Here is a 13117-nt window from a genome sequence, read left to right as displayed (position 1 = left end):
CATCCGTTGTTTGAAACCCCGGGGCCCGCACATGATCGTGCACTGCAAACGGCGACGATCCTATGAACTCGTTCACAGGCACAACATCGCATCGGCATTGCGAACCAATGCCGCGGGAGTGCATTGACCCATATGCCGCGTGAAAACGACCTCGAAGGCAAGCCCGACATGGGCGGCAAGCATGGCGGCCAGAAAGGCCAGCCCAAGCCGCCGCCGCGCCCGCGCGAGGGTCCGCGCGATGAGGACGTCGTGGCAAAGCGCCACACCGGCCAAACCGATCGCACGCCGCCGCCGACCAAACAAAAATAGCGCTGTATTTCGCGCCGGGAACATCAGCCTCGCCTTGCCGTTATGCTGATCCCGCAAGCGGACGAGGTCGAACCGGAGGCTGGCACGTGTTTTGGATCTATTGGAACACCGCTTGGTCGCTCATCATCAGCGGCATCATGTTCACCACCATCGTCACCCATCCCGACGCCGAGTTCGCCGAGATCCGGGCGGCAAAGCAGGCGAAGTGAGCCCGCGCGCCTGAGGCCCGACCTCCGGGGCTATGAACCGTTCGCGGGCAGCGATGGCTGGTCCGCCGGCGGCGTCGAAGACGGCTTTCGCGCCGCTCTGCTCGCGCGCTTCCTAACCGTGGGCGCCGGCAAGGTCGCCTGAAGGGCTGCGTCAGCCGCTTGTTTGGCTTCGCGCGCCTCTCGAAGCCGCGCCATGTTCTTGCGAATCTCGATCGACTGCCTTTCGACGTCTGCCAGTGCAAGTGCTCCCTCTTCGGCGGCGAGGCGCCTGCGATTGGAGCGCGCGATGCTTTCGGGTGACAGCTCGGCGGGTTTCCTGGCACTCATGCTTCACTCCGTTGTGCAACCGGCAAAACCCGCTCGATCCGGGGATCGAACGGGCTGGCGCGCGACAATCGCGCGAACGCCTTCAACTCGGTCGATGTCTTTGGAAAAGGTGCCCGCGGGCGCATTCAACAAGGCACAGCGGTTGATCGAACGCCCTCGATATATGTCTCGTTCGATTTTCTGCAAGGACGGCAAGGCCGATTTGGCTCGGCCAGGCAGCTCCGGCGCCTCGATCGAGAGGCTTCACACGATCCGGTCGAGGTGCAGCCAAGGCTTTATCGATTGACAGGGCTGCACTGGAGTGGTCACGTGCCAGCGCGAAGTTGCATCGCTGTGACAAGCGCATCGACTTGTCCGAAGCTGGCGACGAATGTCGCAGCGCTATCCTCAAAATTCGCAATGAAGCTCCTGCGCAATTGGCTGCCATGCAGGGCGTGTCGCATTTGCAGCCCCAAGCGAGGAGGAAGATCGATTGCAGGTACTCGTCAGAGACAACAATATCGAGCAGGCACTCCGTGTTCTCAAGAAGAAGATGCAACGCGAGGGCGTCTTCCGCGAAATGAAACAGCGGCGTTCCTACGAAAAGCCCTCGGAGAGAAAGACTCGCGAGAAATCCGAGGCCGTTCGACGCGCCCGCAAGCTCGCGCGAAAGCAGGCAATCCGCGAAGGATTGCTGCCCGCGCCGCCGAAGAAGAAGCCGTTTGAGCGCAAGCCGCCCCTGCCGGATGTCAAGGCCCGGGTCCCTATAGCCTGAAGTCGATGCCTCGCAGCACGATGCCGGGCGGCGTGCCTTCGAACTCCGTCGCGCGATATTTGCTTGCCGCGCGTGCTTCGATGCGATCCCGCAGGCGCGTGAACTGGGCTTCACGTTGCTCGGGCCTGACCTGCGGGCTGGGCTCGAGGTAGTCCATCGCCGAGGTCGAGATTGCGCAAGGAATCTCCCTGGCGCCGTCATGCATCGAGAACCGAACGATCATCCGATCGTATTCGTGGCCGATAAAGCGGCCGCTGGTCAATGTCATGGCTTACTCCGTCACCTGATTGCTTCTTGGCATGATTGTCCCTCAAATCATCGCCGCCCGATTCCCGGTTGGCCGGAGCAAGGCGCGCGTCGAGACTGCAGGCGGTCGTCGTTTGCCTCAGTCATCCCCCGACAGCCGGACGAAATCGTCCAACAGCGCCGCCACCAGCGCGCGGTGGCGTGTGTCCTCGGCGGGCAGGCTCGCAGCATAGAGGTTGAGCAGATGGCGCGCCTTCACCGCCGCTTCCGGCCAGGACGTGGCGGGCACCGTCATCATGCGGTTCTCGAGATCGGCCTCGCGCTCGCGCAGCTCCCTGACATTGGCCTCGACCTCCGCCAGCGCGCGGCGCAGGTCGGTCGCCTTCTGCGCAGCCATGCCGCGGTGCTTGTCGAGATCGACGGTGCGGTCAGTCATTCGCCACGCTCGCGTCTGCGGCCTGCGCGTTCGCAAGATCGACCGAGCCGATCGACAGCATCTCCATGGTTCCGCGGGGGCCTTCGGCGGGCACGGTGATCATCGTGGCAACGCGGCGATAGGCCGCGAAGGTCAGGCCCTCGATCGCCTCCTCGTCAGTGACGACCTCATAGGCGCCGGCTGGCAACATGCGCTCGACGCCGCGGATGCGGAACGGATGCCTGAAGGTGACGGTTTCACGCCGCGAGCGGATGGTCATGCACGCCTGCCTTTCGCAAGTGAAGCCCCAACCGGTGCCGGCCGTCACGACCATGCGCGCTCGCCGCAGCAATAGCCAGTACTATCGTCGCCGGGCCGGCAAGCGACGATGTCACAGCAGCCATTGTTTCCGCAGCATTTTAACCCTCGCTATTGGCTCGGTGCGGGCGTAGGGTCGCTGCCATCACCGCACGTCTCAACGGCTTCGACCGGTGACTGAGGGGCACGTGTGCTCCCGCCGAAGGCTTCGCAGGAGCGTTCGATGGCGTGCGTTCGCATCGCGGATCGGATCGTGCCGCCGGTGATGGTTCCGCGGTTTCTTCTGCTTCTCGTCGGCGCGGCCGCCATCTTCAATGGCTAGGGCAACAATTGTGCCGTATCTGGTCAGCGGGACCAACGAATACGGCAGCTCCAATCTCGGTCGCGGCAAGGCGACGTTCGCGCTGCGCCTCGCTCGAAAACTGCTGCGCGAAGGCTACATGGACATCAGGGTCTGCACCCCTCGTGGACGGCTGCTGCAATCGGATGAGCTCGACGAGCTCGAACCAACGGAGAGCGACATGGCAAAGGGCCAGCAACGCGGTAATCGCGAAACCAAGAAGCCGAAGAAGGAAAAATCCAAGGTGATCGCGGCGGCGCCGAGCCGCAAGGAAGCCGCCTGGCAACCGGATTTCGGACCGGCGAAGAAGAAGTAGCGAGGCGTCGGCGAGGGATGGGGTGACTGGCCGCGCTAAGCGGCCACCGCCTGCGCCGACAACAGCTGCCTCAGCTTCGCCGCCGGCACGGCGGGGCTGAACAGCCAGCCCTGCATCTGGCTGCATCCGAGCTGCCGCAGCACCTCGCGCTGGGCCTCGGTCTCGACGCCTTCGGCCGTCGTCGCCATGTGGCGGGCGGCCGCCATGTGCACCACCGCCTGCACGATCGGAGAGGAATCCTCGGACTGGCCGATGTCGCTGATGAAGCTGCGGTCGATCTTGATCTTGTCGAACGGGAAGCGGTGCAGATAGCTCAGCGACGAATAGCCGGTGCCGAAATCGTCGAGCGCGATGCGCACGCCGAGCTCGCGCAGCTGCTGGAGGATCGTCAGCGCCTCCTCGTCGTCGCGGATGAGCACGGTCTCGGTGACCTCGAGCTCGAGYCGTCCGGGCGCAAGTCCTGACTCCGCGAGCGCGGCTGCAACCTTGAGCGCCAGCGTCCTGGCGCGGAACTGCACCGGCGAGACGTTGACCGCGACATGGATATCGCCGGGCCAGCTCGCCGCCTCGGTGCAGGCCTGCTTCAGCACCCATTCGCCGATCTCGCCGATCAGCCCGGTCTCTTCCGCGACCGGAATGAAGTCGGCGGGCGAGATCATGCCGCGCTCGGGATGGCGCCAGCGCAGAAGCGCCTCGCAGCCGTTGACCACATTGGCCGCGAGATCGACCAGCGGCTGGTAATGCACCTCGAACTCGCCGCGGGCGAGGGCCTGGCGCAGGTCGAGCTCGAGCTGGCGGCGCAGCCGCGCCTTGGCGTCGTATTCGGGCACGAAGAGGCGGAAGGTGCGGCGGCCCTCGGACTTCGCTGCATACATCGCGAGATCGGCGCGCTTGAGCAGGTCGTCGAGATTGTCGCCGTGATCCGGCGCGATCGCGATGCCGATGCTGGCATCGGTCGGGATCTCCTGGCCCTTGCAGTCCACGGGCGTACGCAGCGCTTTGAGGATGTTTTCCGCCAGCGCCGTCAGCTCGGCCCGGTCGCTGGTGCCGGCCTTGACGATGGCGAATTCGTCGCCGCCGAGCCGCGCAACGAGGTCGTTGCCGCTGACGCAGGCGCGCAGGCGGTTGGCGACCTGGCGGAGCAGCTCGTCGCCGACCTCGTGGCCGAGCGAATCGTTGACGCCCTTGAACTCGTCGACGTCGATGTAAAGGATCGCGAACGGCTGGCCCTGGGCAAGCTCCGCGATGCGGCGCTCCAGATGGCCGCGCATCAGCACGCGGTTGGGCAGGTCGGTCAGCGCGTCGTAATGCGCCATATGCGCGATGCGCTCGTCGGCGCGGATGCGTTCGGTGACGTCGTCGTGGGTCGCGAGCCAGCCGCCGGCAGCACCGGGCTGGTTCTTGATCTCGATCAGGCGGCCGTCCGCGGTCTCGACGACGGCGCTCTGGGTTCGCCCGGTATTGCTCAGAATGTCGTCGCAATAGGACGCGACGTCACCGTGGAACGAGCCGGTGTCATGGCGATGCTGGATCACGTCGCGGAAATAGGCGCCGGGCTTCACCACGTCGGCCGACAGCCCGTACATCTCGATGTAGCGCCGGTTGCAGACGATCAGCCGCTCGTCCTGGTCGAACATCAACAGGCCTTGCGTCATGGTGTTCATCGCGGTGTCGAGCTGCTGCTTCTCCGCGGCGAGCCTGCGCGTCATCTGGCGGAAGATCAGGAACAGCGTGAGCACGAGCAGGCCGATCGACAGCACGGCGACGGCGACGAAGAATTTTGTCTGCGTCCGCCAGGTCGCCAGCGTCGCGTCCAGCGATTTGGTCGCGACCACGACCAGCGGCTCGCCGGTCAGGAGGCGCGCGGCGACGATGCGGTCCTTGCCGTCGATCGGGCTGGCGAGCTGCGTCGTGACGAAGGTGCGCTCGAACACCGCCATCTGCTCGCGCGTGCCGTTGCGAAAATTCTGTCCGATCATCGCGTCGACATGCGGAACGCGCGCGAGCAGCTGGCCATTCTGGTGGTGCATCGCGATCGAGGATTCCTCGCCGAGCCCCGCCGAGGCGAAGAAGGATTCGAGCTGCTCCGGCGAAATGGCCCGCGACACCATGCCGAGGAATTCGCCGTGGGGACCGGAGACGCGCCGCGCGAACACGATCGCAGCTCCGTTGCCGAACCGGCCGGGCACGACCTCGATCTCTTCCTGCGAGGCCGGATCGTTCCTGAGGCGATTGAAATAGCCGCGGTCGGCGACCGAAATATCGGCGACCGGCCAGCGCCGCGACGAGTTGATCAGCACGCCGTTGGAATCGAACACGTTGGCGCCGGCAACGTCGGACCAGCCGCTGGCTTTGGCGCGCAGCACCTCGTGCATGGCCAGCGTGGCCATCTCGCTGCGGAAGATATCGGCGGATGTGATGCCGTGGCTCTCGAGCTCGGCGATGACGCTCTTCTGGAGCACCGCAAAGTCGGCGAATTCGCGGTCGAAATGCCGGGCGAGCATGCGCACGGAGTTTTCCAGGCTGTCGCGGCCACTCTCGATTGCATTTTGCCGGAAACGATCGACGGTGAGCGCGGTGCCGATGGCCATCGCGACCATCAGCACGAAGCCGCCGGCGATCAGCCACGTCAGCGGCGCGCCCTGCCAACGGCGGAGCAACGCGCGCATGCGCGTGGTCCATCGGATTGATGTGCCCATCCAGCCCTCCCGTGGGATGCAAGATGCAGCAAAACCGACAAGAGCCCGTTACCAGTAAGGGTTAGGAAAACATGAATCGGAACGGAATCAGAGGGTTGGTTTTCCCTCGGTCGGCGGGAGTTCCGCAGGCTGGATTTACGCTGACGCGATTCCGGGGATCACCGGCGGATTTCCCACTTCAAGGCTTCCGCATTCTTCTTGGCGAACGTCTCGGGCACGTCAAACTTTCCGGTCTCGAGATCATAGCGGCAACGCCAGCCGCCCAGTCCCTTCATGGCGACGTTCTTGGGATGGTTGTCATATTCGCCCGACAGCGAGATCACGAGGTAGCGGTTGTTGGGCCAGTCCATGCCGAGCGAGCGATAGGCCTCTTCCGTACCCTCCATGAGATTGGCCGAGATATGGAAGTCGAGCTTGGCGAACCTCTTCGTCTCCGGCCGGCCGTAGAAATAGGCCCAGGCGAGATCGCTGAGCGGCTTCTTCGTCGCGCTCGCGAAGGCGCCCTTCTCGACATGGTAGAGATAGAGGTCCTGCTCGCCCGAGCCGGTCTTCTGCATCCGCACCAGCCATTGCGAGTCGCCGGTGAAGCGGAAGCCGGCCCCGTAGCCCTGCTCGGGCTTCAGCTCCGTCATCTGCTCGCCGCGGCGAGCCCAGACCTGCCATTTGACGTCCCAATCCCCGTCGTCCTTCATGTACTGCTCGATCCTGGTGGCGCCATCGGGCGAGGTGAAGGCGAGGCCGGCATTGTTGGTGAGGATGTAGTCCGGCGGCGGGCCGGATGCGGCGAGCGCCGGAGAGGCGGCCAGTGTCAGGACAAGCGCCAGCCATGGTGCGGGACGGCAAAATGCGGTCACGGAAAAAAATCCTCGAGAAATGACCGCGATGCGGCCTCGGTGATTTGACGCCGTCGGTGCCCCGCCGGTTCATGCCGGGCGTGCCGGAACGAAAGGTGCATCATCCCAATGATCGACTTGCTGACGCAGCCAAATCGGCGCAATTTGCCGGCCTCGGTTGATTTGCGACCCAAGGGTTCATTGTCTGATGATCACCGCTTCCAAGGCCTTCATTGCATTCTGCCTGCTCGCGGTGGGCGGCACCCTGCTGGTGATCGGTCCCACCGAGCTGCGCCGCCTGCTGCCGGGCGGCGCGCAGACCGAGATCGCCGTCGCCGCCAAGCCGGAGGCAAAGCCCGAAGCCAAAGCGGAGACCAAGCCAGAGCCGAAGCTGGACGAGCCAAAGCTCGCCGCCGCGCCATCGGCGCCCCCGGCCTCCGCGCCGAAGGTCGATGCGCTGGCCGAGACGCAGAAGCAGGCCACGGCGCTGGCCGATCTCGTGCCGGCCAAGCCGCCGGCGGCCACGACCGATGCTGGCCCGCGGTTCGACGTCGCGCGCGTCGACGATCACGGCGAGGCGGCGGTGATCGCGGGTCGGGCCGCGCCGGGTGCACAGGTCGAGCTGCTGCGCGACGGCAAGCCGCTCGATACGGTTGTCGCCGATGCCTCGGGCCAGTTCGTGATGACCCCGCCGCAGCTTCCCGCCGGCTCCTATGAGCTGACCCTGCGGGCGAAAGCGCCTGACGGTACCGTGACGCAGTCGGGCCGCAGCATGCCGGTGACCATCGCCGAAGCCGCGCCGCCGCCCGCGCGCCCGGCACCGGCCGCGAAGCAGGAGCTGAAGCAGGCCGAGAAGTCCGACGACAAGTCTGATGTCGTGGCATCCCTGCCGTCGGCATCGGCGCGCCAGGCATCGGCGCATGACAGGCCCACGGTTCAGCCGAGATTTATCGGTGCACCGAAACCCAGGGTGATGGCGCGAGCGCCCGCGGCCACGACCGTTGCATCGGCGTCGCCGGCGGACGCCATCAGCGGCGCACCGGCCGAAGCGGGCGGCAACCGGGTGATCTCCCGCGGCGACAGCCTGTGGGCGCTCAGCAGGCTCGCTTACGGTGACGGCGCCCGCTACGCGGTGATCTACAACGCCAACCGGGGCAAGATCCACAACCCCAACCTGATCTATCCCGGCCAGACTTTTGTGGTGCCGCGGAAGGCGGATTGAGGTCGCATCGGCAACGCCGGTGCGCGTTGCGACGCTTTGCCCTCCGTCTCTCCGGAACATTCGGTTCCCCAGCGCGTCATTGTGATGCGACCCACTGCGCGCTTGGCGCTGGGAGGAGGCCGAGGTGGTCAGGTCCGCTTTCATGTCCGGACGCATGGGACTGGCGCTGGCGGGCGCTGCTCTCATGATTGCGGCAGTGCTGCTGCCGAATAAAGCCGAGGCACAGTTCGGATTGCGCGGCGGCCCGCTCGGTGTCGCGCGCTTTGCCGTCGGCCACGTGATCGGCATGACACGCCTGCGCCATGCGCGCATGGCGGTACGGGGCGGCCGATACCGCTCCGCCGCGCTGAGGTCGCAGGATCCTCGCGGCGCCGAACGCGGTCAGCCGGCCAACCCCTACATCCTGCGTGCGGCGCTCACGGCGCAAGCTGCGCTGTCGGGCTGGCACGGTGGCCGCCGCCCGCAGGGCTGGTGGCGCCACCCCGATGGCAGCTATGGCTGGGCCGGCCCCGTGTTCTGGCCGTTCGCGCATGACGACCTCACCACCGCAATCATCCTGGGCGATACGACCAGTCTCTCGCTCTATGGCTATGGCGACATCTATGCCGCGATCTTCGCGCCCTATGCGGCCACGGAGTTCGCCGCCTACACAGCGCCGCAAGGCAGGCGCGCGCGAAAGGTCCCTTCGGTCGAGGCCGTTTGCGATGCCAGCGACACCGGCGGCCTGCCGGTCGACCGTATCGCCGCCCTGGTGCAGCCGAACGAATTGCAGCGCGCCGCGCTCGATGAGCTCGCGACCGCCTGGGTCGTTGCGCGCGACACCATCCGCACGGCCTGCCCGACGCAGGCCCCCGCGACCGCCGCGGAGCGCCTCGGCCTGATGCAGACGCGCCTCGCGGCCATGATCAAGGCGACGGACGCTATCGCACCGCCGCTCGCAAAGTTCGTCGATCTCCTCGATGCCGGCCAGAAGGCAAAGCTCGACGCGCTGGCCAATGAGCGCCGTGCCGCGCTTGCGGCCGGCCAGCGCAAGGACGCGCAGGCGCCAGCCGCCTGCGAGGCCGGCTACGATCCCCGCTATGATGTGCAGGCGCAGCGGCAATACGAGCAGCTCGTGCAGCAGCAATGGCCCGCCGGCGAGATCGCGTCCACGCTGAGGCTTGACGACACCGCTCGCGCCCGGCTTGAGGTGCTCCAGGACACCACGCTCCGCACCATGGAGACACTCAGCGCCTGCCCGTCCAAGGCCGAGCCTACGCCGCAGGCCCGCCTCACGGCCGTGAAGGCGCGGCTGGAGACGATGCTGCAGGCGGTGAAGGGCGTCGGCGACGCGCTCGACGATTTCGAGGCAGACTTGAGCAACGAGCAGAAGGCCGGCTTCGAGGCGATCGGGCCGAAGCGAGGGGCGTGATCAGCCGCACGCCCAGTCGAACTTCATGTCCTTGAAGTCGAGCTGCGCGTTGCCGCCGCCGAAATTGTAGCCGCCGAAATATTCCTCGAACTCGATGTAGAACGGGCTCATCTCCGGCACCGCCTGGCACGGCCGCATGGTGCCGCCGAGATGGTTGTGCGCGTGATCCTTGCCCCAGTCGTGCAGGCGGAAATTGTCGCGGCTCGGCACGCCGCCGACATAGTAATAGTAGGGCTGATAACCGGTCGGCGGGTTTTGTCTTGTGTGCTCGTCCTGCGGGCCCTTGCCGGCATTGGGATCGGTCGCGCGCGGCACAAGCGCGATCGCGCGGGTCTCGCTGAGATCGGCGCGCGGCTGCGCGGCAAACATCTTCTTTGCGTAAGGCGCGGCGGCCTCGAAGAAGGCACTGGCGCCGCCGACGTCGAGCCAGCGCGGCCGATCTGCTGTCGCAAGCGGAAGCGGCGCCGGCGGCGCCGCGAATGCGCCCTCATATTCGGCTTTGGTCAGCAGCAACGCGGCATATTCGTAGTCGAGAATGTCGGTCATGCGCGAAAGCCGCGGATGCGCGGGTCGCGCCGCCACGGCCTCGCGAATCTCGGGATCATCGGGCGCCCCGCCGTCATTGTGATCGGGCGCGGTGGCGAAGAACGAGACCGCGACGATGTCCTCGCCATGCACGCGATAATCGTCCGGCAGCTTCAAGGTGAAGCCGTGCATCAGCGGAAAGCCGGTGACGGGATCGAGCGGCCATTGCTCGCTGCTGATGCCCGGCGGCAGGCCAAAGACCCAACCGTGATCGCGCGCACGATCCGCGGGACGGTCCAGCATCTGCAAATCATACGCGCGCGAAGGCAAGGCAAACGCCACGATCGTCTCCATCCGGATTCTCGCCTCGCCATCGAGGCGATGGTTAGTCGCGGGGAGGAGGGATGTGGTTCGTGGGCGCGGTGTGGGAGATGATACCATCCTGCCGGTGTTTTGCCCGACGTGTCAAACCGCTCCGGCACCCGCGTAAGTCATTGATCCGACAGCCCCCGTCTACTGTGCATGGGGTTGTTTTCGCGTTTTTGTTGTTGGCTACCCTCGCCGGCGCGCCGCCGCGGCATCCACTACGTTCTCCACTTCCTCGCGCCAGGACAAAATCTCCATCGCCAGCACCGGGTGATTGAACCCCTTGAGCACGAGGTCGTCGAGCGCGCGGGCTTCGACCCAGGGCTCGACGATGCCGTAGACGCGGCGGCTGACCACGATCTGGTTGGCCTTGGCTTCGTCGCAGAGCCGCGAGGCGAGGTTGGTGACGCTGCCGATCGCGGCATATTCCAGCCGCTGCTCGAAGCCGACCTGGCCGAGCGTGGCATAGCCGAGCGCGATGCCGATGCCGAAGCCGAGCGTGTGCCCGCGGTTGCGCCACTTCTCGGTCAGCGGGCCGATCGTGTCGCGCATCTCCACCGCCATCTGCACCGCGCGCCGCGTGTGGTCCTCGAATTGGATCGGCGCGTTGAACAGGATCATCACGCCGTCGCCGGCATATTTGTCGAGCGTGCCCTCGTATTTGAAGATCAGCTTGCCGAGCGCTGCGTGATATTCGCGCAGCACGTTCATCGCCTCTTCCGGCTCGGTCGCCTCGGTGAAGGCGGTGAAGCCGCGCAAATCGCAGAACAGCACGGTGACCTCGCGGCGATGGCTGTCGAGCAGCGAGTCATGACCATCCGACGAAGCGATGAGCTGGGCGACCTGCGGCGCGAGAAAACGTTCGAGCCGCTTGATGCGGCTAATCTCGCCGAGCTGCTTCTCGACGCGCTCTTCCAGGGAGCGGTTCCAGTTGCGAAGCTGCTCGGTCTGCTCCTGGAGCTTTGCCGCCTGCTGCTGCACGGTGTTATGTGCCGCGGCGAGCTCGCGGCCCYTGTGATCGACCTCGGTGAACAGCCGCGCGTTGCGCATCGCCAGCACGGCCTGGTTGGCAAAGGTGCGCATCAGGCCGGTGAGGCTTCCGCCGAACTCGCCGCCGGCCCGGCGCAGCACCACGAGCGAGCCGAGCGTGCCCTGCTGGTCCACCAGCGGCACCACCAGCACGGAGTGGAAGCCGGCATCGATCGCGACGTCGCGCAGCGGTTGCTCGGAGGCCCGGTCGAGATCGGCAATCGCGATCGGCTCGCCGCTCTCGGCGGCATCGCTCAGGATGTTCGCGCCTTGCTGGATCGTGACATGCGCGCCGTCGGCCGATTTGTCGATGCCGTTGGATTCGATCAGGTTGAAGCGGCGCGTCTCGGCATCGAAGCCGTAGATCAGCACCGCATCGGCATGGGTAATCTCGATCGCGCGCGCGGCGATGGTCGGTAGCACGGCGTTGAGATCGAGCGAGGAGGCGACCGCGCGGCCGACCTCTTCCAGCGCCTTGAGCTCGTTGATCGACTGCGCGAGATCGCGGGTGCGCTCCTCGACCTTGGTCTCCAGGTCCGAATAGGTTTCCTGGAGCTGGCCCGCCATGCGGTTGAACTGGCCGGCGAGGTCTTCCAGCTCGTCGGAAGTGTGGACGTCGATGCGGTGGCTGAAATCGCCTTCGCCGAGCTTGTGCGCGCCGTCGCGCAGCGCCGTGATCGGGATGATCATGCGGCGGGCGAGCAGCGTGCCGGCGAGGATCGCGACCATCAGGCCCATGCCGATCAACAGCGCGATGCGCACGAGCTGGTCGCGGATCGGCATCAACGCCTGCGTCGTCGGCTGCTCGAACATCACGTTCCAGCCGAGCTTCGGCACGGTGCTGGCGGCGCTCATCACCGCATGGCCGTTGAAGTCGGTACCCGACGTGTCGGGCTCGCGGCCGGGCGCAATCGCCGCCGCCACCTGCGGCAGCTTCGACAGATCCTTGCCGACATCGGGCCCTTTCGACGACGTCGCCAGCACGCGGCCGCGCGGATCGACCACATAGGCGAACGCGGCCTTGCCGACCTGGGCGTCGGACAGGAAGTCGGAGAGGAAGCTGAGATCGATCTCGGCCACGGTGACGCCGGCATTGAAGCCGGAATGCGCCACCGAGATCGACATCATCGGCGTCCGGTCGGAGAACCAGGCCGGCGCGTAGCTGACGCCGCGGGCAACCGTGTCGGTGAAGCGCATGTCGCGGGAGAGGTCGGCATTGCCACCGGTCGTGGTCGATTGGCGCGAGACGCGCAGCACCTCGCGTCCCTCGCCGTTGAGCTGGAACAGCTGATTGACGACCGAGACCTGGTGCAGGAGCGATGCGTAGTCGGCGCGGCGCTTCTCGAGCGTGTCCTGGCTTGCCCGCGTCACCCAGCTGATCTGGCGCTCGAGCTCGGAGATCGACTGCTCGATCCGCCGGGCGGCTCCTTGCGCCTTGTCGTCGAGCCCGTCGGTCAGCTGGGTCTTGGTGGCGCGATAGGAGATCCAGGTCTCCATCGCGCCGTTGACGGCGAGGACAAACACGACGAGGCCGACGAGGGAGACGACGTATTTGGCGAACAGGCCCTCGCGCAGAAACCGTGTCTTGTCTTTCGCTCCCGCCATCCAGATCCTCTCGCGCCGTCATCGACGCCGGCGCTACGGGCCGTACCGGTCCAGGCGCCCTTCTACCACAATTCGGGCCAGGAGACGGTCCTGCGACCGGTCGACCGCCCAGCGTGGTTACCCGCTGTCGACGCCGGGCTAGGCCGAAAGGGTCGTGAATTGTCGCGGCCTCATCCCTTCGGATGAAGCGGCG

General features: G+C 66.1%; 14 protein-coding genes. 6 read left to right on the top strand and 8 right to left on the bottom strand.

The window, feature by feature from the left end; genetic code table 11:
- The first annotated feature begins 132 nt into the window (after positions 1-132).
- Positions 133-309: a hypothetical protein gene (locus tag AB4Z51_RS22055; RefSeq protein ID WP_155794778.1), complete on the top strand. Its 177-nt coding sequence runs from the start codon at positions 133-135 to the stop codon at positions 307-309.
- Positions 310-395: 86 nt separating this feature from the next.
- The gene (locus tag AB4Z51_RS22050; protein WP_256376446.1) at positions 396-518 is read left to right on the top strand and encodes a hypothetical protein; all 123 of its coding nucleotides are present in this window, start codon (positions 396-398) and stop codon (positions 516-518) included.
- A gap of 30 nt (positions 519-548) precedes the next feature.
- Here the strand turns inward: AB4Z51_RS22050 and AB4Z51_RS22045 are convergent, their stop codons facing one another.
- A complete protein-coding gene (locus AB4Z51_RS22045; protein WP_085403665.1) occupies positions 549-845 on the bottom strand; it encodes a transcriptional regulator in 297 nt (98 codons plus the stop codon).
- A gap of 472 nt (positions 846-1317) precedes the next feature.
- On the opposite strand from AB4Z51_RS22045, the gene rpsU reads away from it, so the two are divergent.
- Entirely contained in the window at positions 1318-1599 is a 282-nt protein-coding gene (gene rpsU, locus AB4Z51_RS22040; RefSeq protein ID WP_063980487.1) for a 30S ribosomal protein S21, read from the top strand.
- On the opposite strand, the gene AB4Z51_RS22035 is transcribed toward rpsU, so the two are convergent.
- The 3 genes from AB4Z51_RS22035 to AB4Z51_RS22025 form a co-directional block, all read right to left on the bottom strand.
- Positions 1589-1867 (bottom strand): DUF1488 domain-containing protein, encoded by a 279-nt coding sequence (locus AB4Z51_RS22035; RefSeq protein ID WP_028149308.1) that lies wholly within the window; start codon positions 1865-1867, stop codon positions 1589-1591. The two genes, rpsU and AB4Z51_RS22035, sit on opposite strands and share 11 nt — an antisense overlap.
- A gap of 117 nt (positions 1868-1984) precedes the next feature.
- Positions 1985-2281 (bottom strand): hypothetical protein, encoded by a 297-nt coding sequence (locus AB4Z51_RS22030; RefSeq protein WP_028149307.1) that lies wholly within the window; start codon positions 2279-2281, stop codon positions 1985-1987.
- Positions 2274-2540 carry a hypothetical protein gene (locus AB4Z51_RS22025; protein WP_085403708.1) on the bottom strand — a complete coding sequence of 89 codons (267 nt, stop codon included), beginning with the start codon at positions 2538-2540 and terminating at the stop codon, positions 2274-2276. The genes AB4Z51_RS22030 and AB4Z51_RS22025 overlap by 8 nt, the downstream gene beginning before the upstream one ends.
- Positions 2541-2910: 370 nt before the next feature.
- Between AB4Z51_RS22025 and AB4Z51_RS22020 the strand changes: the two genes are divergently transcribed.
- Positions 2911-3234 (top strand): hypothetical protein, encoded by a 324-nt coding sequence (locus AB4Z51_RS22020; RefSeq protein ID WP_085403663.1) that lies wholly within the window; start codon positions 2911-2913, stop codon positions 3232-3234.
- A gap of 35 nt (positions 3235-3269) precedes the next feature.
- On the opposite strand, the gene AB4Z51_RS22015 is transcribed toward AB4Z51_RS22020, so the two are convergent.
- On the bottom strand, positions 3270-5933 hold the full coding sequence (locus AB4Z51_RS22015) for a bifunctional diguanylate cyclase/phosphodiesterase (protein WP_085403662.1): 2664 nt from the start codon (positions 5931-5933) through the stop codon (positions 3270-3272).
- A 158-nt stretch (positions 5934-6091) separates the two neighbouring features.
- Complete coding sequence (locus tag AB4Z51_RS22010; protein WP_085403661.1) at positions 6092-6787, bottom strand: hypothetical protein; 696 nt, start codon at positions 6785-6787, stop codon at positions 6092-6094.
- Positions 6788-6974: 187 nt separating this feature from the next.
- Between AB4Z51_RS22010 and AB4Z51_RS22005 the strand changes: the two genes are divergently transcribed.
- The gene (locus AB4Z51_RS22005; RefSeq protein WP_085403660.1) at positions 6975-7988 is read left to right on the top strand and encodes a LysM peptidoglycan-binding domain-containing protein; all 1014 of its coding nucleotides are present in this window, start codon (positions 6975-6977) and stop codon (positions 7986-7988) included.
- Between the two features lie 142 nt (positions 7989-8130).
- Positions 8131-9399 (top strand): Spy/CpxP family protein refolding chaperone, encoded by a 1269-nt coding sequence (locus AB4Z51_RS22000; protein WP_085403659.1) that lies wholly within the window; start codon positions 8131-8133, stop codon positions 9397-9399.
- Here AB4Z51_RS22000 and AB4Z51_RS21995 read toward each other — a convergent pair whose 3' ends face one another.
- Positions 9400-10266, bottom strand: a complete 867-nt coding sequence (locus AB4Z51_RS21995) for a hypothetical protein (protein WP_085403707.1) — start codon at positions 10264-10266, stop codon at positions 9400-9402. It abuts the gene before it with no gap.
- Positions 10267-10476: 210 nt separating this feature from the next.
- Positions 10477-12924 (bottom strand): adenylate/guanylate cyclase domain-containing protein, encoded by a 2448-nt coding sequence (locus AB4Z51_RS21990; protein ID WP_441497956.1) that lies wholly within the window; start codon positions 12922-12924, stop codon positions 10477-10479.
- Positions 12925-13117: the final 193 nt, after the last annotated feature.

Source organism: Bradyrhizobium sp. 2TAF36, from assembly GCF_052114925.1.
GTDB lineage: Bacteria > Pseudomonadota > Alphaproteobacteria > Rhizobiales > Xanthobacteraceae > Bradyrhizobium > Bradyrhizobium barranii.
Note: the sequence above shows the minus strand (reverse complement) of the source record. Positions and strands in the feature narration are given on the sequence as shown.